The organism is Enterobacter cloacae complex sp. CARB60 (genome assembly GCF_036487345.1).
Classification (GTDB): Bacteria; Pseudomonadota; Gammaproteobacteria; order Enterobacterales; family Enterobacteriaceae; genus Enterobacter; species Enterobacter asburiae_D.
Map to the genome: position 1 here is coordinate 2,309,914 of NZ_JAZKLC010000002.1, position 17,438 is coordinate 2,327,351.

At 57.8% G+C, this 17,438-nt stretch carries 19 protein-coding genes; 6 read left to right on the plus strand and 13 right to left on the minus strand.

The features are described 5' to 3' along the window. Positions 1 to 14 precede the first annotated feature (14 nt). The 4 genes from V4835_RS11990 to sad form a co-directional block, all read right to left on the minus strand. Entirely contained in the window at positions 15 to 371 is a 357-nt protein-coding gene (locus V4835_RS11990) for a DUF4186 domain-containing protein (protein WP_063142784.1), read from the minus strand. Continuing rightward, entirely contained in the window at positions 371 to 1,297 is a 927-nt protein-coding gene (gene glsB / locus V4835_RS11995; RefSeq protein WP_063142785.1) for a glutaminase B, read from the minus strand. Before glsB ends, V4835_RS11990 begins: the two co-directional genes overlap by 1 nt. Before the next feature lie 62 nt (positions 1,298 to 1,359). After that, entirely contained in the window at positions 1,360 to 2,949 is a 1,590-nt protein-coding gene (locus V4835_RS12000) for a methyl-accepting chemotaxis protein (RefSeq protein ID WP_331412288.1), read from the minus strand. Between the two features lie 107 nt (positions 2,950 to 3,056). Then, entirely contained in the window at positions 3,057 to 4,445 is a 1,389-nt protein-coding gene (sad, locus tag V4835_RS12005; protein WP_331412289.1) for a succinate-semialdehyde dehydrogenase, read from the minus strand. Positions 4,446 to 4,543: 98 nt separating this feature from the next. On the opposite strand from sad, the gene ptrR reads away from it, so the two are divergent. Continuing rightward, positions 4,544 to 5,422, plus strand: a complete 879-nt coding sequence (gene ptrR, locus V4835_RS12010) for a putrescine utilization regulator PtrR (RefSeq protein WP_023335713.1) — start codon at positions 4,544 to 4,546, stop codon at positions 5,420 to 5,422. On the opposite strand, the gene V4835_RS12015 is transcribed toward ptrR, so the two are convergent. Then, positions 5,376 to 5,858, minus strand: a complete 483-nt coding sequence (locus V4835_RS12015; protein WP_331412290.1) for a GNAT family N-acetyltransferase — start codon at positions 5,856 to 5,858, stop codon at positions 5,376 to 5,378. The two genes, ptrR and V4835_RS12015, sit on opposite strands and share 47 nt — an antisense overlap. An 84-nt stretch (positions 5,859 to 5,942) precedes the next feature. Next, positions 5,943 to 6,734: a PhzF family phenazine biosynthesis protein gene (locus V4835_RS12020; RefSeq protein WP_331412291.1), complete on the minus strand. Its 792-nt coding sequence runs from the start codon at positions 6,732 to 6,734 to the stop codon at positions 5,943 to 5,945. A 176-nt stretch (positions 6,735 to 6,910) separates the two neighbouring features. Here V4835_RS12020 and V4835_RS12025 point away from each other — a divergent pair, with 176 nt between their 5' ends. Next, positions 6,911 to 8,107, plus strand: coding sequence for a sugar transporter (locus tag V4835_RS12025; protein WP_331412292.1), 1,197 nt, complete (start codon positions 6,911 to 6,913; stop codon positions 8,105 to 8,107). Between the two features lie 92 nt (positions 8,108 to 8,199). On the opposite strand, the gene V4835_RS12030 is transcribed toward V4835_RS12025, so the two are convergent. Further along, on the minus strand, positions 8,200 to 8,865 hold the full coding sequence (locus tag V4835_RS12030; RefSeq protein ID WP_047647729.1) for a MarC family NAAT transporter: 666 nt from the start codon (positions 8,863 to 8,865) through the stop codon (positions 8,200 to 8,202). Positions 8,866 to 9,120: 255 nt separating this feature from the next. Here V4835_RS12030 and marR point away from each other — a divergent pair, with 255 nt between their 5' ends. The 3 genes from marR to marB are packed head-to-tail and all read left to right on the plus strand — an operon-like array spanning position 9,121 to position 10,208. Further along, positions 9,121 to 9,555 carry a multiple antibiotic resistance transcriptional regulator MarR gene (marR, locus tag V4835_RS12035; RefSeq protein WP_008502236.1) on the plus strand — a complete coding sequence of 145 codons (435 nt, stop codon included), beginning with the start codon at positions 9,121 to 9,123 and terminating at the stop codon, positions 9,553 to 9,555. Positions 9,556 to 9,575: 20 nt separating this feature from the next. Further along, the gene (gene marA, locus V4835_RS12040) at positions 9,576 to 9,956 is read left to right on the plus strand and encodes an MDR efflux pump AcrAB transcriptional activator MarA (protein ID WP_008502237.1); all 381 of its coding nucleotides are present in this window, start codon (positions 9,576 to 9,578) and stop codon (positions 9,954 to 9,956) included. 33 nt (positions 9,957 to 9,989) lie between these two features. Next, a complete protein-coding gene (marB, locus tag V4835_RS12045) occupies positions 9,990 to 10,208 on the plus strand; it encodes a multiple antibiotic resistance protein MarB (RefSeq protein ID WP_029741246.1) in 219 nt (72 codons plus the stop codon). A gap of 33 nt (positions 10,209 to 10,241) precedes the next feature. On the opposite strand, the gene eamA is transcribed toward marB, so the two are convergent. After that, positions 10,242 to 11,144: an O-acetylserine/cysteine exporter gene (eamA, locus tag V4835_RS12050; RefSeq protein WP_331412293.1), complete on the minus strand. Its 903-nt coding sequence runs from the start codon at positions 11,142 to 11,144 to the stop codon at positions 10,242 to 10,244. 194 nt (positions 11,145 to 11,338) lie between these two features. Between eamA and ydeE the strand changes: the two genes are divergently transcribed. Next, positions 11,339 to 12,532 (plus strand): efflux MFS transporter YdeE, encoded by a 1,194-nt coding sequence (gene ydeE / locus V4835_RS12055; protein WP_331412294.1) that lies wholly within the window; start codon positions 11,339 to 11,341, stop codon positions 12,530 to 12,532. A 48-nt stretch (positions 12,533 to 12,580) separates the two neighbouring features. Here ydeE and zinT read toward each other — a convergent pair whose 3' ends face one another. Genes zinT through urtB form a run of 5 tightly spaced genes read right to left on the minus strand, consistent with a single transcriptional unit; the run spans position 12,581 to position 17,427 of the window. Further along, complete coding sequence (zinT, locus tag V4835_RS12060; protein WP_331414121.1) at positions 12,581 to 13,222, minus strand: metal-binding protein ZinT; 642 nt, start codon at positions 13,220 to 13,222, stop codon at positions 12,581 to 12,583. Between the two features lie 52 nt (positions 13,223 to 13,274). Continuing rightward, positions 13,275 to 13,973: an urea ABC transporter ATP-binding subunit UrtE gene (gene urtE / locus V4835_RS12065; protein WP_331412295.1), complete on the minus strand. Its 699-nt coding sequence runs from the start codon at positions 13,971 to 13,973 to the stop codon at positions 13,275 to 13,277. A gap of 9 nt (positions 13,974 to 13,982) precedes the next feature. After that, positions 13,983 to 14,780 carry an urea ABC transporter ATP-binding protein UrtD gene (gene urtD / locus V4835_RS12070; protein WP_063142793.1) on the minus strand — a complete coding sequence of 266 codons (798 nt, stop codon included), beginning with the start codon at positions 14,778 to 14,780 and terminating at the stop codon, positions 13,983 to 13,985. Further along, on the minus strand, positions 14,780 to 15,853 hold the full coding sequence (gene urtC, locus V4835_RS12075) for an urea ABC transporter permease subunit UrtC (RefSeq protein WP_331412296.1): 1,074 nt from the start codon (positions 15,851 to 15,853) through the stop codon (positions 14,780 to 14,782). The genes urtD and urtC overlap by 1 nt, the downstream gene beginning before the upstream one ends. Next, positions 15,853 to 17,427, minus strand: coding sequence for an urea ABC transporter permease subunit UrtB (gene urtB / locus V4835_RS12080; protein ID WP_331412297.1), 1,575 nt, complete (start codon positions 17,425 to 17,427; stop codon positions 15,853 to 15,855). The genes urtC and urtB overlap by 1 nt, the downstream gene beginning before the upstream one ends. Positions 17,428 to 17,438: the final 11 nt, after the last annotated feature.

Below are 17,438 nucleotides of genomic sequence, written 5' to 3' on the forward strand. Positions count from 1 at the left end.
ATAACTCGTCAAATTTAGGCGTTCATCTGCAGCACCAGCCAGTGGTGGATGACGCTGACGATATAATTTTGTTGCGGCGCGGTGAGCGTTACACCCTGTGGAATGTTATGCCATTTTGCCAGACAGCCCCGACAACAGGTGGCGGTGGCATGCTGGGCAATAAACACCGGGTGACCGCGCATGGGCGTCTGTTTACCGTCGTTTGCGGGGTGCGCGGGCGCAAGGCGCTTTTCGACAAAATCCGCGGCATGCTGGTCAATGGTTTCGGGGCCTTTGTCCCAGCAGTACTGTCGTTCCTTATCGCCTAAGCGAAAGCGCGAGCGAAATGTCGATCGCGCCAGGCGGGAAAAGAGAGGATCCAGATCGGACATCAGTATACGGAACGTCCCAGACGCTGGGTCAGTTTCTCCAGAACCGCCACGCCGGCAAGCGAATTTCCCGTTTCATCAAGTTCCGGGCTCCAGACGGCTATCGCCATTTCATGCGGCACAATCGCCACGACCCCGCCGCCGACGCCCGATTTAGCCGGAAGCCCAACGCGCCAGGCAAACTCACCGGCGTTTTGATACATCCCGCTGGTGGCCATCAGCGCGTTAACCTGCCGAGCCTGAAGCGGAGAAACGACCTCCTGGTCGAGATGCGGAGCGTGCCCCTGATGCGCAAGGAACAGGAACGTCTGAGCCAGCTCAACGCAGCTCATTTTCAGGGCGCAGTAATGGAAGTAATTTTGCAGCACGGTCGCCACGTCGTTATGGAAATTACCGAAGGATTTCATCAGCCACGCGATAGCCGCGTTACGTGCGGAGTGTTCAAACTCCGAGCGCGCCACCACCGCATCATAGGCAATATCGTCAACGCCCGAGAGCTGGCGAACAATCTCCAGCATTCGCTGGCGCGGTGCGCTGAGGCGACTTTGCAGCATATCGCAGACCACCAGCGCCCCGGCATTGATAAAGGGATTTCGCGGTTTACCTTGTTCAATCTCAAGCTGAAGCAGCGAGTTAAAAGGCTGGCCGGAAGGATCTTTACCGACACGCTGCCAGATCTCGTCTTCTTCATACTGGCGCATCGCCGCAACCAGACTCAGCACTTTCGAGATGGACTGAATGGAAAAACGTTCCGTTGCATCGCCTGCCTGGAATCGCTGTCCGTCGATGGTACAGATAGCAACCCCTAGCTTATTCCCGCTCACCGAGGCAAGGGCCGGAATATAGTCGGCAACCTTCCCCTTTCCAATTAACGGACGAACCTGCGCCAGAATCTCGTCCAACATCTCATTATGGATGACCGCAGCCACACTTTGCTCCTTGCCCTCAGGCTAAAACGGGCTGCGAGTATAACAGAGGCTAATGTATTGCGTCAGGCGCTAAGACGAAAACGCGAAACGGCCTGCAATAAAAGATCGGATTGCTTTTGCAGCCGCTCAGAGGCATCCGAGGCGTCAGAAACCAGCAGGTCCGTCTGACGAGAGACCTGATTCAGCGCCTGAAGCTGACGCGTCATCTGGTGAATACTGTCTCCCTGACTGAGCGTGGCGGTTGAGATCTCATTAAGCAAACTGCTTAAATTGCCCACCAGGCCGGTGACCTGCTGCAAATTCTCTTCCATCAGGGTAACGGCGCGGGAGCCGTCTTCAATGCCCTGCAGCGAGCGGTTAATAAGCTCCTGAATGGTCTGCGTCGAGTGGCTGCTTTTTCTGGCCAAAAGCCCGACTTCCCGCGCGACGACGGCAAAGCCGCGACCCTGGTTTCCGGCATGGGCCGCCTCGATGGCCGCATTCAGCGCCAGGATGTTGGTCTGAAACGCCACGCTGTCGATCATCGCCACGATCCCGCGCATCTCAGAAGATCGGTCGACGATCGCCTGCATGGACGCATTCACGGTAGACATCATCTGGTCGCCGCCCACGGCGGCCTGGCGCGCCTCATCGGCCCGCGAGCTGGCGAGCCTGGCATAGCCGGTATTCCCCTCCACATGGCTTTCCAGCGCCGCGATATGCGCCGTCACGTCCTCAAGCTCTTTCGCCTGACGCGCTGACTGCTGATACAGCTTCTGGTTACCCTCCGCCAGGGAACCAATATTCTCCACCATGGTGGCCGTGGCGTGGCTGACCTGGTTCACCAGCTGCTGCAGACCGTGCTGCATCGTCGCAATACTGTCGCTAAGCTGCCCTATCTCCCGGTTGAAGCGCTTGACGTCCGGCGGCGTGCCGGAGAGATCCCCTGCCGCCAGCCGGTTAATATGCGCAATCAACCGACGCAGCGGCGTAATCACCCATCTGGACATGCCGAACCAGACGGCAACCGCGATGGCGAGCAGCAGCACCGGCGCAAACAGGAACAACGTTTGCAGGCCCGAGAGCTGCGCCATTAGGCTCTGGCGCCCCTGCATGGCCTGCTTCTCGCTTGCCTGCTGATAGCGCGCATAGTTGTCGTTAAAATCAGACTGAAACGCCTGAGCCGGTACGGCAAAAAAAGCGTCGATCGTGTTGGTTTTGAGAAGCCCTTCAGCCTGCTCCTCGATCGCGCCGTAGAAAAGCTGATAGCTGTTCACCAGGGCATCGTCTTTCGGCGGATTGAGCGCCAGCCAGGCCTTCCACGCCTGCTGAGAAACCGTCAGCGCCTTTTGCGCATCGTCCATCAGGCTATGCCAGCTTCCGTCGGAACCGGTCTCTTTATCCTGCATAAACCAGACGCCGGACCGGTTAAGCAGATCGCTTGCCGCCAGCAGGGAAACGCGGGCCAGATCCAGCTTGCTCTGCTGCTGCCAGGCCAGCAGGTTTTGCTGCTCGTTACGCTGGGCGTCGTTCAGGGAGGCGTTAAGCAGGAATGACGAGGAGAGCTGCAGCGCGGAGAAAAGGCCAATAATGCAAAAGATACCCGTCAGCAGGCCAAAGTGACGAGGGGTGAGACGCTGCGCAATACGGCGAAAAATTTGCGTTAGGTTCATAATCATCTTCATTAACAATGCGTTAGACGCGTGCGAGTCTACGAAATGAAAATGACAGAACCATTGCAGAGAAATGACAACGGCCCTCGTGATGAGGGCCGAAGAAATTACACGCGATCCTTCCAGACCGTCTGCACGTTGCAGAACTCGTGCAGCCCAAAGTGGGAAAGCTCGCGGCCAAAGCCGCTTTTCTTCACGCCGCCGAAGGCCACGCGCGCGTCGCTGGCGCTATAGCCGTTGATAAACACGCCGCCGCACTCCAGTTCGCGGGAGAATTTATCCGCCAGCGCTGCGTCAGCGGTAAAGACGGTGGCGGACAGGCCAAAGTCGCTATCGTTGGCAAGCGTCAGGGCGTGCTCCGCGTCTTTCGCGACGGTAATGGCCGCGACCGGACCAAACAGTTCCTGGCGGAACGCCGTCATCGACGGGGTGACGTTGGCGAGCACGGTTGGCGCGTAGTAATTCCCCTCTCCGCCGATCTTCTCTCCGCCCAGCAGCAGCGTTGCCCCTTCGCCCAGAGTCGCCTGCACCTGCTGATGCAGTTCATCGCGCAGGTCAAAACGCGCCATCGGGCCAATAAAGTTCTCTTCCCGATCCGGTGCGCCCAGCTTCAGCGCAGAAACGGCCTCGACAAAACGACGGGTAAAGGCCTCTGCGATACCCTCCTCGACGATAAAACGTTTCGCCGCCGCGCACACCTGCCCGGTATTCTGGTAGCGACCCGCCACCGCCGCCTTCACGGCAAGATCCAGATCGGCATCGTTGAGAACGATAAACGGGTCGGAGCCGCCCAGCTCGAGAACGCATTTTTTCAGCGCGGCCCCCGCCTGCGCGCCAATGGCCGCACCGGCACGCACGCTGCCGGTGACGGTCACGGCCGCAATACGGCGATCGTTAATCGCCTGGCTTACGCCGTCATTGGTGGCGTTCACCCAGCCGAATAACCCTTCAGGGAAACCGGCATCCGCAAAGATCTGCCCAATAAGTTCCGCAGAGCCGAGCACGTTTGGCGCATGCTTAAGCAGATAGCTGTTACCTGCCAGCAGGATCGGCACCGCGCCGCGCAGCACCTGCCAGAGCGGGAAGTTCCAGGGCATCACCGCGAGAATCGGCCCCAAGGGACGGTATTCAATCACCGCGTTGTGGTTTTCCACCAGCGTGGGTTCTGCACGCAGCATCGCCGGGCCGTGCTCGGCATACCAGTCGCACAGACCGGCGGATTTTGCCACTTCCGCCCGCGCCTGCAGGATGGGTTTTCCCATTTCACGGGAGATCGTCTGCGCCATCTCTTCCGCGCGGTTTCGCAACGCTGCGCCGAGATCCCGCAGCTTCTGCGCCCGGTGGGACACGCTTTCGCGACGCCACTGGCGATACCCCGCGTCGGCCTGAGAAATCGCGCGTTCAACCTCTTCCGGCGTCGCCCAGGGATACGCAGCGAGGGTTTCCCCCGTTGCCGGGTTAACAGAGAGGGCATGTGTAGCAGATGAATATTTCATGATGTTCTCCACGCATTTCGGTTGATTCATTGTGGCTCACTCTGCTATTTCTTAAAAATGAATAATACTAACCACCTTATTCACGAAACGAGAATGCCATGGACTTAACCCAGCTTGAAATGTTTAACGCCGTCGCGCTGACGGGCAGCATCACCCAGGCGGCGCAGAAGGTGCATCGCGTGCCGTCCAACCTGACGACCCGCATCCGCCAGCTGGAGGCCGATCTTGGCGTTGAGCTGTTTATTCGTGAGAACCAGCGTTTACGCTTATCCCCCGCCGGGCATAACTTCCTGCGCTACAGCAGGCAGATCCTCGCCCTGGTGGACGAAGCGCGCATGGTCGTCGCGGGAGATGAGCCGCAGGGGTTATTTGCCCTCGGCGCGCTGGAAAGCACCGCCGCGGTGCGCATTCCTGAAACGCTGGCGCAGTTTAACCAGCGCTATCCGCGCATCCAGTTTGCCCTTTCTACCGGGCCTTCCGGGACAATGATTGATGGCGTACTGGAGGGAACCCTAAGCGCCGCCTTTGTCGACGGGCCACTGTCGCACCCGGAGCTGGAGGGCATGCCGGTCTACAGGGAAGAGATGATGCTGGTTACGCCTGCCGGGCATGCGGAGGTGACGCGAGCCACGCAGGTCAGCGGCAGCGACGTTTATGCCTTTCGCGCGAACTGCTCGTACCGTCGACACCTTGAAAGCTGGTTTCATGCGGACAGGGCCACGCCCGGTCGCATTCATGAGATGGAGTCCTACCACGGCATGCTCGCCTGCGTCATTGCGGGCGCGGGCATCGCGCTGATGCCGCGCTCAATGCTGGAGAGTATGCCGGGACATCATCAGGTTGAAGCCTGGCCGCTGGCGGAAAACTGGCGCTGGCTTACAACCTGGCTGGTGTGGCGACGCGGGGCGATGACCCGCCAGCTGGAAGCCTTTATAGCGCTGCTAAACGAACGTCTTCAACCAGCGCCTTCTCCATAAACAGGCTGAGCGGATCGTCTGCGTACGGGGCAAACGCCGGACGCAAATCGTACCCGCACTGCTCATACAGACGAACCGCGGCGCGCTGTTTGATGCCCGTCTCCAGCCTTACCGTGTGGCAATGACGGCTCAGGGCTTCATCTTCCAGGGCGGCCAGCAGCGTCTCACCGAGATGCTGCCCGCGATGGGCCGGATCGATATAGACCCGCTTCATCTCCCCCGTTCCGTCACCGTTGAGAACGATGGCTCCGCAGCCCACGGCCTGCAGCTGCTGGTCGCGAATGACCATCAGGATAAGTGAGGCTTCCGGCAGCGCAGCGAGGTCGAGCAGATGGTTGCTTTCGGCGGGATAGAGCTCGCTCTGATAGCGGTCAAGCGCCGCGATCAGTTTGAGAATGTCCGGATGACGTGCAGATTCAGAGGTAATGGAATACATGGCAGGCTCCTTGCTGTTTTTATATCAACATAGCGCAGGCCTGCCGGGGTGCTACATAGTATTAACTTATAGCGCGTCGCTCAGCTAGCGCAGGAAGATTCGCCCTTTCAGATACAGGGTCGCCTGGCCGCCAATCAGCACGCGGTCGCCCTTCTGCTCGCAGCGCAGATCCCCGCCACGGTATGAAACCTGGCGGGCATTGAGTGACGTTTTGCCCAGCTTTTCGCTCCAGTACGGGATCAGCATGCTGTGGGCGGATCCGGTAACCGGATCTTCCGGCACCCCTTCGCCAGGGCAGAAGAAGCGGCTGACGAAGTCATATTCTTCTCCCGGCGCCGTCACGCAGACCATTTTATCCAGCGGAAGCATCGCCCCAATATCCGGCGTTAACGCTTCCACCTGCTGCTGGCTCTCCAGCACCACCATGTAATCCCGTCCGACGCGCACCTCTTTTGCCGCCGTGATGCCCAGCGCGCTAAACAGCACCTCGGGAGGATTCTCCACAACCTCCGTCGACCATGCGGGGAAGTTCAGCGTTAGCCAGTCGCCGCTGCGTTTAACCGTCAGTTCACCCACGAAGCGGGTGGTGAAGGTGATTTCGGTATGCGGATAATCAAGGTATTCGAATATGACGTGTGATGCGGCCAGCGTGGCGTGACCGCAGAGGTTAATTTCATCCAGCGTGGTAAACCAGCGCAGCTCAAACCCACCGTCGGTGCGCACGAAAAAGGCGGTCTCAGACTGGTTATGCTGCTGCGCCATTTTGAGCAGCGTCTCGTCCGGCAGCCACTCTTCCAGAGGACATACCGCTGCGGCGTTGCCGCCAAAAGTTTTGTCGCTGAAGGCATCCACCAGATAAAAATCAATTTCCTGCATTGTCTTACCGCCTTTTTTATTGTGTTGTTCTTTTATATTCAATGAAAACAGCGTTCCCGGCTACCGCTTTCATAAGGTAAATATTGAGATCTACATCACATAATGGTTGAGTTTTCGCCGTGCGACGTTTTAAGATCGTCTCCTCTTCTTTTCAGCAACGAATCTTCGACATCCCTATGACAACGAACACAGTTTCCCGCAAGGTTGCGTGGCTACGCGTGGTCACGCTGGCCATTGCCGCGTTTATTTTTAACACCACAGAATTTGTTCCGGTTGGGCTGTTGTCTGACATCGCTGAAAGTTTCCAGATGGAAACGGCTCAGGTGGGCATTATGTTGACCATCTACGCCTGGGTAGTGGCGCTGATGTCCTTGCCGTTTATGCTGCTGACCAGCCAGATGGAGCGGCGCAGGCTGTTGATCGGCCTGTTTGCCTTATTCATCATCAGCCATGTTCTGTCATTTATGGCGTGGAGTTTTACGGTGCTGGTCATTAGCCGCATCGGCATTGCCTTTGCCCATGCGGTGTTCTGGTCGATCACCGCGTCGCTGGCGATACGCCTGGCACCGGCGGGGAAACGCGCGCAGGCGCTGAGCCTGATTGCCACCGGTACCGCACTGGCGATGGTGCTGGGTCTGCCGATTGGCCGCATCGTGGGGCAATACTTCGGCTGGCGTACGACTTTCTTCGCCATTGGTATGGGGGCGCTGGTTACGCTGGTGTGCCTGATTAAACTGCTGCCCGCGCTGCCGAGCGAACATTCCGGCTCGCTGAAAAGTCTGCCGCTGCTGATGCGTCGCCCGGCGCTGCTGAGTATCTACCTGCTTACCGCTATTATTGTGACGGCCCATTACACGGCGTATAGCTACATTGAACCGTTTGTACAGGTGGTGGCGGGGTTTAGCGCCAACTTTGCCACCGTCTTACTGTTGATCCTCGGCGGCGCCGGCATTATTGGCAGCGTGCTGTTCGGCAAGCTGGGCAACCGACATGCCTCGGCGCTGGTGAGCAGCGCTATCGGTCTGCTGCTGGCCTGCCTGCTGCTGCTGATGCCTGCCGCAGGCAGTGAGAGCCACCTGGCGATCCTCAGCCTGTTCTGGGGCGTGGCGATCATGATTATTGGTCTGGGCATGCAGGTGAAAGTTCTGGCCCTGGCGCCGGATGCAACGGACGTCGCAATGTCGCTGTTCTCCGGGATTTTCAATCTGGGGATTGGCGCGGGCGCGCTGGTGGGAAATCAGGTAATTCTTCACGTATCGATGTCCGCGATTGGCTATCTGGGTGCCATTCCGGCTCTGGTGGCGCTTGTCTGGTCGGTGCTCATCTTCCGTAAATGGCCGGTGGCGCTGGAGGAACAGGGTCAGCACGGGTGAGATTTGTTGGTGCCGGGTGGCGCTGCGCTTACCCGGCCTACAAGCTACAAAACCCGTAGGCCCGTGCAAGCGAAGCGCCGCCGGGCAAGACATCAATGATAGGTCTTAATAATTTCCAGCACGCCGTTAATAATAAACTGCACGCCCATACAGACCAGTAAGAAGCCCATCAGGCGGGAAATCGCCTCGATACCGCCCTTGCCTACCCAGCGCATAATGGCGCCGGAGCTGCGCAGCGACGCCCACACGATAATCCCGATAATCGCAAAAATCAGCGGTGGCGCAACCGTCAGCACCCAGTCCGGGAAGGTTGCGCTGTCGCGCACCGTTGATGCGGAGCTGATGATCATCGCGATGGTACCCGGCCCCGCCGTGCTCGGCATGGCAATCGGTACAAAGGCGATATTCGCACTTGGTTCGGTTTCCAGCTCTTCCGATTTACTGGCCGCTTCCGGCGACTCATGCGCTTTTTGCGCCGGGAACAGCATGCGGAAACCGATAAAGGCCACAATCAGCCCCCCGGCGATACGCAGGCCAGGGATGGAAATCCCGAAGGTATTCATCACCACCTGTCCGGCATAGTAAGCCACCATCATGATGGCAAACACATACACCGAGGCCATCATCGACTGATGGTTGCGCTCGGCGCTGTTCATATTCCCTGCCAGCCCGAGGAACAGCGCCACCGTCGTTAACGGGTTAGCCAACGGCAGCAAGACCACCAGCCCAAGGCTGATTGCTTTTATTAAATCCAACATAGTGCGTTGTTGTCCTTATCCATATTCAACACAGCAATTATAGGGTGAAAGTGTGGCATTGAGCCATGGGCGCAACGTAACGATTATTTTCCGCCTGGAATGATAACTGACGGTTATCTATATGATTTGAAAGGACTCAAAAAAAGTTCATGAAACGTTTTAGCAATTCGTGGCATCGGCTGATTCATTCAGTTGACTTATACTTGCCTGAGCAATAATATCTGCCGTGACTAACTACTTGCCAGGGCAACCATTGTGAAAAGCACCAGTGATATCTTTAACGACGTTGTTCCGCTGGGTCGTCTTATTCATATGGTAAATCAGAAAAAAGATCGCCTGCTCAATGACTACCTGTCACCGCTGGATATCACCGCAACACAGTTCAAAGTGCTGTGTTCCATTCGCTGCGAAGTGTGTATCACACCGGTTGAGCTGAAAAAGGTGCTCTCTGTCGATCTGGGCGCGTTAACCCGCATGCTCGATCGTCTCGTCTGCAAAGGATGGATAGAACGAAGCCCTAACCCGAATGACAAACGCGGCGTACTGGTGAAGCTGACCAGCGACGGTGCGGCCATGTGCGAGCAATGTCATCAATTAGTAGGACAAACACTGCATCAGGAACTAACAAAAAACTTAACGGCAGATGAAGTGGCAACCCTTGAGCTTTTGCTTAAGAAAATACTGCCGTAAACAGAAAAAGAGGTATGACGATGTCCAGACGCAATACTGACGCTATCACCATTCATAGCATTTTGGACTGGATCGAAGATAACCTGGAATCGCCGCTCTCCCTTGAAAAAGTGTCAGAGCGTTCAGGTTACTCCAAATGGCACCTGCAACGGATGTTCAAAAAAGAGACCGGTCATTCATTAGGTCAATATATTCGCAGCCGCAAGCTGACGGAAATTGCCCAGAAACTGAAAGAAAGCAATGAGCCGATCCTTTATCTGGCGGAGCGTTACGGATTTGAATCGCAACAAACCCTGACGCGTACGTTCAAGAACTATTTTGACGTGCCGCCTCATAAGTATCGAATCACCAGCGTGCCGGGCGAATCCCGATACCTGTATCCGTTAAAACACTGTAGTTAATCATCGCCTGTAACAGACGTAACCGAGGAAATCATGAAAGTTACCGCCTCCGCCGCCCTCGCCTTGCTGGTGCTGTTCTCCAGCCAGACCTTCGCGGAGCAAACCCCTCGTGCAACGCAGCAAAATAATCCTGATACGATGATTTTGCCGTCAGCACATGACCAGTCGCCTTATGATTTCAACCACATGGGTGCTGGTAGCGACAAATCCGACGAATTAGGCGTGCCTTATTATAATCAGCACGGCCTCTGATTCGTTTTTGCCCCGCAGACGCGGGGCTTTTTTTTATGCCTTTCTTACCCGCGTCGCCCTACGCACGCGCAGGCCAAAGACGTTAATGTACAGCCCGGCCATGATCAGCACGGCGCCAATCAGCTGCAGCGCGCTCAGCGTTTCATCCAGTAAGAGTGCCGCACTGGCAAGCCCCACCACCGGCACCAGCAGGGATAACGGTGCGACGCGCCAGGTTTCATAACGGCCCAGCAGCGATCCCCAGATCCCGTAGCCCACAATGGTGGCGACAAAGGCCAGATAGACCAGAGAAAGGATGGTGGTCAGGTCGATCTCGACCAGGCTGTTGAGCATGACGGCCGGGCCATCCAGAATCCACGCCGCAACCATAAACGGTAAGACGGGGATCAGTGCGCTCCAGACCACCAGGGACATCACCTGCGGGCGCGCCTCGTGCTGCATAATCAGCTTGTTGAAAATGTTCCCGCAGGCCCAGCTCAGCCCCGCCGCCAGCGTCAGCATAAAGCCCAGCAGCGCCACGTGCTGGCCATTCAGGCTGGCCTCTATCAGCACCAGTACGCCAAACACCGCCAGCGTGATCCCCGCCAGCTGTTTGCCCTGCAGGCGCTCGCCAAACACAAACGCGCCGAGAATAATGGTAAAGAAGGCCTGCGCCTGTAAGACCAGCGAGGCCAGACCGGCCGGCATACCGAACTTGATGGCGCAGAAGAGAAACGCGAACTGGCCGAAGCTAATGGTCAGACCGTAGCCCAGCAGCAGCTTTAACGGGATCTTCGGACGGGCGACAAAGAAGATGGCCGGGAACGCAACCAGCAGAAAACGCAAGCCGGCCAGCATCAGCGGCGGCATGTTGTGCAGCCCCAGCTTGATGACCACAAAATTGAGCCCCCATACTACGACCACCAGCAACGCCAGCAGCCCGTCTTTACGCGTCATACCCTGCCCCTGAATTATTAATAATTTGTTAACACTTCAAGGTACCAGAAAAAAGTACGCCACGAGAAGATCATTAATTCTGGCAGGCAGCTGAAGCACTTAGGGATAAATCGGGTGCTATACAAGCCCCTTATGTCATGGTAATCCTGTTAACACACATCTAATAAAAGCATAAGCAACTGTCGGGCAGGAATATGAAACCATCTCTCAGGCGCTCAACCGCAGCGCTGCTGGCATCGTCATTGTTATTAACCATTGGTCGAGGGGCAACGCTGCCGTTTATGACCATTTATCTCACGCGCGTCTACAGCATGAGCGTCGAGAATATTGGTTATGCCCTGACGATTGCGCTGACTATCGGCGTGGTGTTCAGCCTGGGATTTGGCATTCTTGCCGATAAGTTTGATAAAAAACGCTACATGCTGGTCGCGATCGTGGCCTTTATCGCCGGATTTGTCGCGATCCCGCTGGTCGATAACGTCACGCTGGTGGTGCTGTTCTTTGCGCTGATCAACTGCGCCTATTCCGTCTTTTCGACGGTGCTGAAGGCCTGGTTCTCCGACGTACTTACCACGAGCCAAAAAGCGCGCGTCTTCTCGCTGAACTATAGCTTCCTGAACATTGGCTGGACCATCGGACCGCCGATTGGCACCCTGCTGGTGATGTACAGCCTGCAGCTGCCGTTCTGGCTGGCGGCCTTCTGCGCCGCCCTGCCGCTTGGATTCATCCATTTCTTTGTGCAGAAAAGCGTTGCGCTGGATACCGCCGAAGAGAAGATGCCCTGGCAGCCGTCGGTATTGCTGAAAGACCGCGCGCTGTTCTGGTACACGCTGTCAGGCCTGCTCGCGTCGTACGTCGGCGGATCGTTCGCGACCTGCATTTCGCAATACGTTCTGGCCGCGCATGCAGACAGTGATTTCGCCGAAAAGGTGGTCGCCGTGGTATTACCCGTCAACGCCGCCGTGGTGGTGACGCTGCAATATGCGCTGGGCCGTAAGATCTCTGCCAGCAATATTCGCCCGCTGATGACCCTCGCCACCCTGTTTTTTATCGTGGGGCTGGGGGGCTTTATGCTCTCCGGAGAAAACCTGGTTTACTGGGGCATCGCTGCCGCCATCTTTACCCTGGGTGAGATTATCTATGCGCCGGGCGAATACATGCTGATCGACAACATTGCCCCGCCGGGGATGAAGGCAAGCTATTTCTCCGCGCAGGCGCTGGGCTGGCTCGGCGCGGCGGCAAACCCGATGATCACCGGTATTATCCTGACCAACCTGCCGCACTGGTCGTTGTTTGTCATCATGATGGTCGCCATCGTCATTGCGTGGCTGATGATTTTGCGCGGCATGAGCGTGAAGGCGTGGTGCGAAGCGCCCAAAGTCGCGTAACCATGCAGGCCGGGTAAGGCGTAGCCGCCACCCGGCAAAAGCAACAGACTAGTGGTGCAACATCTCCTCCACCACCTGCTCTTTGTACATCTCATTCGGATAATAGGTCGGCCAGTTATCCATCTCTTTCAGCAGCGCCTCGTGAGAGGTGTTGCCCATAAAAATATGGAAGTGAGAAGAGGCCTTCGGCGCGATGGTGTGGTCGCTGAACTGAACAAACTTCGGTGCCTTGCTGCTGGCGTCCTTACACTCAAACAGGTAGCGAACGCCTTTTTTGCCCGATGCGTAGGTCAGTATTTTGTAGCCGCTGTAATCGTAATGACAGCGGCTGACCGCGTTGCCTTTATGAAATTCCATCACGTTATTTTCGATGCCGATGGCATCCACGTCCGTCGCATATCCCTTACGGTAGTACGCTTTCACCTCGTCAAAGGTTTTGCTTTTGTCTTTCTGCGCTTTCTGCTTAAAGACCGGATCCAGCGAGCCGTCCAGCAGGAACGGATAGACCGACTGCCAGGTCCCGTCCCAGTCAGACAGCGCTCTGTCCTTCACGTCCTTATCCTCAAACACGCCGCTCGCCGCTTTCTGTTCCGCTTCGGTCATCTGATGGCCGTGCGAGTGAGCAAAAAGCTGACCGCTGACCAGCAGCGCACCCAGAGTCATGGCAAATTTTCCAATATGTGCAGTCAACATAACACCCTCATTCCGTTTGATAAGAATGCGAATGTTATATTATAACATTTCAGATCGCAACCAGCCCGCGAACGCCCTCCTGCTCCATGTTTTCACCCCGTCCGCGCTGAATAATCGTGCCGCGCGACATTAGCAGGTAGCTGTCGGCCAGCTCGGCGGCAAAGTCGTAAAATTGCTCAACCAGCAGGATCGCCATATCCCCCCGGTCCGCCAGGGTGCGGATCACCTGGCCAATCTCTTTAATCACCGACGGCTGTATGCCTTCGGTTGGCTCGTCCAGAATCAGCAGCTGCGGGCGGCTCGCCAGGGCGCGACCAATCGCCAGCTGCTGCTGCTGTCCACCGGAGAGGTCACCCCCGCGACGCTGCTTCATCTCTTTAAGCACCGGAAACAGCTGCCAGATCTCGTCCGGCACCTGCTTCGCCTCGCGGGCGGAAAATCGCGACAGCCCCAGCAGCAGGTTCTCCTCCACGGTCAGGCGCGGGAAAATCTCGCGGCCCTGCGGGACGTACGCCACGCCAGACTGCACCCGCTGGTGCGGCCTGCTGTTAGTGATCTTTTTACCCTGCCAGACGATCTCCCCGGTTTTCGCCGGGATCAGCCCCATCAGACACTTCAGCAGCGTGGTTTTCCCGACGCCGTTGCGCCCCAGCAGGCAGGTGACTTCGCCGGTGACGGCCTCAAAGCTCACGCCGCGCAGGATATGGCTTCCGCCGTAATACTGATTCAGTTCGTTGACCTGTAGCATCATCGCTCCCTAACGTCCCAGATAGACCTCAATCACCTGCTCATTGGCCTGCACCTCGCGAAGCGAACCTTCCGCCAGCACGCGTCCCTGATGCAGCACCGTCACATGATCGGCAATGGTTTCAACAAAACCCATATCGTGCTCCACCACCATCAGGGAGTGCTTACCCGCCAGCGTTTTGAACAGCTCGGCGGTGTATTCCGTTTCCGCGTCGGTCATCCCGGCGGCCGGTTCATCCAGCAGCAGCAGGTGCGGGTCCTGCACCAGAAGCATCCCGATTTCCAGAAACTGCTTTTGCCCGTGCGAAAGCAGCCCGGCGCGGCGGTCCCGCTCGCCGCTGAGGCGCAGCAAAACCAGCATCTCATCAATGCGGTCGCGCTGTTCACCGTTGAGCGTTGCCCGCAGGCTCGCCCAGACGGATTTATCGGTTTTCATGGCGATCTCCAGGTTTTCCCACACCGTCAGCGCTTCAAAAACGGTGGGTTTCTGGAATTTACGCCCGATCCCCTGGCGGGCGATGGCCGCAGGCTCCAGCGCGGTCAGGTCGATGGACTGATCGTAAATCGCCCTGCCGCTCTTTGGCCGCGTTTTGCCGGTGATGACGTCCATCAGCGTGGTTTTACCGGCTCCGTTAGGGCCAATCACGCAGCGCAGCTCGCCCACGCCGATATTTAGCGAGAGATCCGTCAGGGCCTGAAATCCATCAAAATTGACGTTAATCGCCTCAAGCTGAAGCACCGGGTCGGTCTGTTCACGGTAACGATCGCCGGGCAACTGGCGGGTAAATAACCCTTCGGCTGGCTGCATTATTTATCTCCCTTTCGAAACAGACCGTAGACGCCGCGCGGTAAAAACAGCGTGACGGCGATAAAAATTAATCCCAGAAACAGCTGCCAGTATTCCGGCATCGCGACGGTGAAGACGCTCTTTGCACCGTTCACCAGCGCCGCGCCAATCACCGGCCCGACCAGCGTGCCGCGACCGCCCAGCGCCACCCAGATCGCGGCTTCAATCGAGTTCGTCGGTGACATTTCGCCAGGGTTGATAATGCCCACCTGCGGGACGTACAGCGCCCCCGCCAGGCCGCACAGCACGGCAGAGAGCGTCCATACCAGCAGCTTGAAGCCGCGCGGATCGTAGCCGCAAAACGTCAGGCGATTTTCGGCGTCGCGAACGGCGGTCAGGATGCGGCCAAACTTGCTCTTCGCCAGCGCAAATCCGGTGCCTAACGCCAGAATCAGCAACAGCACGGTCGCCAGAAACAGCGCGATACGGGTGGTCGTTTCAGTCACCGAAAACCCGAGCAGCGTGGTGAAGCCGGTAAAACCGTTATTGCCGCCAAAACCGGTTTCGTTGCGAAAGAACAGCAACATCCCGGCATAGGTCAGCGCCTGGGTCATAATCGAGAAGTAGACCCCTTTGATCTTTGAGCGGAAGGCAAACCAGCCAAACACCAGCGCCAGCAGGCCCGGCACCATGACAATCAGCACCAGCGCCCAGGCAAAATGCTGGGTTCCCCACCAGAACCACGGCAGCTCGCTCCAGGAGAGAAACGACATAAACGCAGGAAGACCGTCACCCGCGGCCTGGCGCATCAGGTACATCCCCATTGCATAGCCGCCCAGCGCGAAGAAGATGCCGTGTCCAAGAGACAGCATCCCGGCATAGCCCCAAACCAGATCCAGCGCCACCGCAACGATGGCATAGCAGAGGATCTTGCCAATCAGCGTCAGCATCCAGGTCGACAGCGCCAGCGGATGCGTCGCAGGCAGTAAGGCGAAAAACGGTAATATCAGCAGACACACCACCAGCAGGCTGCCTGCAAGTTGCGTTGTGCGCGGCGCTTTGCGCGCCAGCGTTAAGGTCAGCGGCTGGCTCATCAGTCAATCACCCTCCCTTTCAGCGCAAACAGCCCCTGGGGGCGTTTCTGAATAAACAGCACGATCGCCACCAGAATCACGATCTTGCCCAGCACCGCGCCCATCTGCGGTTCAAGAATTTTATTGAAAATGCCCAGACCAAAGGCCGCGGCCACGCTGCCTGCCAGCTGGCCTACGCCACCAAGAACGACCACGAGGAAAGAGTCAATGATATAGCCCTGGCCCAGCTCCGGCCCGACGTTACCGAGCTGCGATAGCGCTACGCCGCCTAACCCGGCAATCCCTGAGCCAAGCCCAAACGCCAGCATATCGACGCGACCTGTCGGTACCCCGCAGCAGGCGGCCATGCTGCGGTTCTGCGTCACCGCCCGCACGTTGAGCCCCAGACGCGTTTTATTCAGAATGAGCCAGGTAAAGAACAGCACCAGCAGCACGAATCCCAGCACCACAATCCGGTTCCACGGCAGCGTGAGGTTGGCAAAAACCTGCACCCCGCCGGACAGCCACGCCGGGTTGGCGACCTCCAGGTTCTGGGCACCAAACGTCATGCGCACCAGCTGGATAAGCATCAGGCTGATCCCCCACGTTGCCAGCAGCGTTTCCAGCGGGCGACCGTACAAATGGCGGATCACTGTGCGCTCCAGCACCATCCCGATGCCCGCCGTCAGGCAGAACGCGACCGGCAGCGCGATAACGGGATAGAGCGCCAGCCACTGGGGCGCAAGCCCGGCCATCGCCTGCTGCACCATCCATGTGGCATACGCGCCCAGCATCAGCATCTCGCCGTGCGCCATATTAATGACGCCCAGCAGGCCGTAGGTAATGGCAAGCCCCAGCGCCGCCAGCAGCAGAACCGACCCCAGGGACAGCCCCATAAACGCCTGGCCCAGCAGATCGCCCCACATTAGTCGATGCTGGACCTGGCTAAGACTCTCCTGCGCGGCGGCGCGCACCCCGGGATCCGGCTCTGTCTGTGCCTGAGTAAACGGGGTAAGTCTGGACTCCACGTCCGGGTCGTCAGACTGCCCTAATAATTCGACGGCCTTGCGGCGCACCTCTGCCTGCGGGCTGGCCAGCTGGAGATTTGCCACCGCCAGTAAAAGCGCCTGACGTGCCACCGCGTCCGTTTCATCGTTTACCCGCTTTTCCAGAAAAGCGAGCATATCGGGCTGGGCATCCCGCTGAAGCTGACGTGCCGCTGCTCGCCTTTCTGTGACGCTGTCACTTACAAGCTGATGCGTTGCGATGGCCGTGGCGGCCAGCACGCGCAGCCGGTTGGTCAGACGAACGGCTTTGGTCGCCCCTTCGGCCGCCTGAGCATCACCGAGCGACACCAGTTGACCATTGCGCTGCGCAAAAGCGTGCTTTTGGCTGTCGGTATACAGATTTTCCTTTTGCAACGCCTGGAGCAGCGGCAACCTTGCCGCATCCGGCGACGCGGCCCACTGCGTCAGCAGTTCCGCCTGCTGGCTGCGGCTGGCGGCAACAAAACGATCGGCATCCGATGCCTGCGCCATCCCTGGCAGCAGTCCGGTAAGCCATACAAGCGCGACAAGCATGCGTATGAGGTTCATGGCTTTCTCCC

What these genes read in the sequence shown, in the direction of transcription:
- V4835_RS11990 (WP_063142784.1), bottom strand. Translation starts at nt 371, where the DNA reads ATGTCCGATCTGGATCCTCTCTTTTCCCGCCTGGCGCGATCGACATTT.
- V4835_RS12000 (WP_331412288.1), bottom strand. Translation starts at nt 2,949, where the DNA reads ATGAACCTAACGCAAATTTTTCGCCGTATTGCGCAGCGTCTCACCCCT.
- sad (WP_331412289.1), bottom strand. Translation starts at nt 4,445, where the DNA reads ATGAAATATTCATCTGCTACACATGCCCTCTCTGTTAACCCGGCAACG.
- ptrR (WP_023335713.1), top strand. Translation starts at nt 4,544, where the DNA reads ATGGACTTAACCCAGCTTGAAATGTTTAACGCCGTCGCGCTGACGGGC.
- V4835_RS12015 (WP_331412290.1), bottom strand. Translation starts at nt 5,858, where the DNA reads ATGTATTCCATTACCTCTGAATCTGCACGTCATCCGGACATTCTCAAA.
- V4835_RS12020 (WP_331412291.1), bottom strand. Translation starts at nt 6,734, where the DNA reads ATGCAGGAAATTGATTTTTATCTGGTGGATGCCTTCAGCGACAAAACT.
- V4835_RS12025 (WP_331412292.1), top strand. Translation starts at nt 6,911, where the DNA reads ATGACAACGAACACAGTTTCCCGCAAGGTTGCGTGGCTACGCGTGGTC.
- V4835_RS12030 (WP_047647729.1), bottom strand. Translation starts at nt 8,865, where the DNA reads ATGTTGGATTTAATAAAAGCAATCAGCCTTGGGCTGGTGGTCTTGCTG.
- marA (WP_008502237.1), top strand. Translation starts at nt 9,576, where the DNA reads ATGTCCAGACGCAATACTGACGCTATCACCATTCATAGCATTTTGGAC.
- marB (WP_029741246.1), top strand. Translation starts at nt 9,990, where the DNA reads ATGAAAGTTACCGCCTCCGCCGCCCTCGCCTTGCTGGTGCTGTTCTCC.
- eamA (WP_331412293.1), bottom strand. Translation starts at nt 11,144, where the DNA reads ATGACGCGTAAAGACGGGCTGCTGGCGTTGCTGGTGGTCGTAGTATGG.
- ydeE (WP_331412294.1), top strand. Translation starts at nt 11,339, where the DNA reads ATGAAACCATCTCTCAGGCGCTCAACCGCAGCGCTGCTGGCATCGTCA.
- urtE (WP_331412295.1), bottom strand. Translation starts at nt 13,973, where the DNA reads ATGCTACAGGTCAACGAACTGAATCAGTATTACGGCGGAAGCCATATC.
- urtD (WP_063142793.1), bottom strand. Translation starts at nt 14,780, where the DNA reads ATGCAGCCAGCCGAAGGGTTATTTACCCGCCAGTTGCCCGGCGATCGT.
- urtC (WP_331412296.1), bottom strand. Translation starts at nt 15,853, where the DNA reads ATGAGCCAGCCGCTGACCTTAACGCTGGCGCGCAAAGCGCCGCGCACA.
- urtB (WP_331412297.1), bottom strand. Translation starts at nt 17,427, where the DNA reads ATGAACCTCATACGCATGCTTGTCGCGCTTGTATGGCTTACCGGACTG.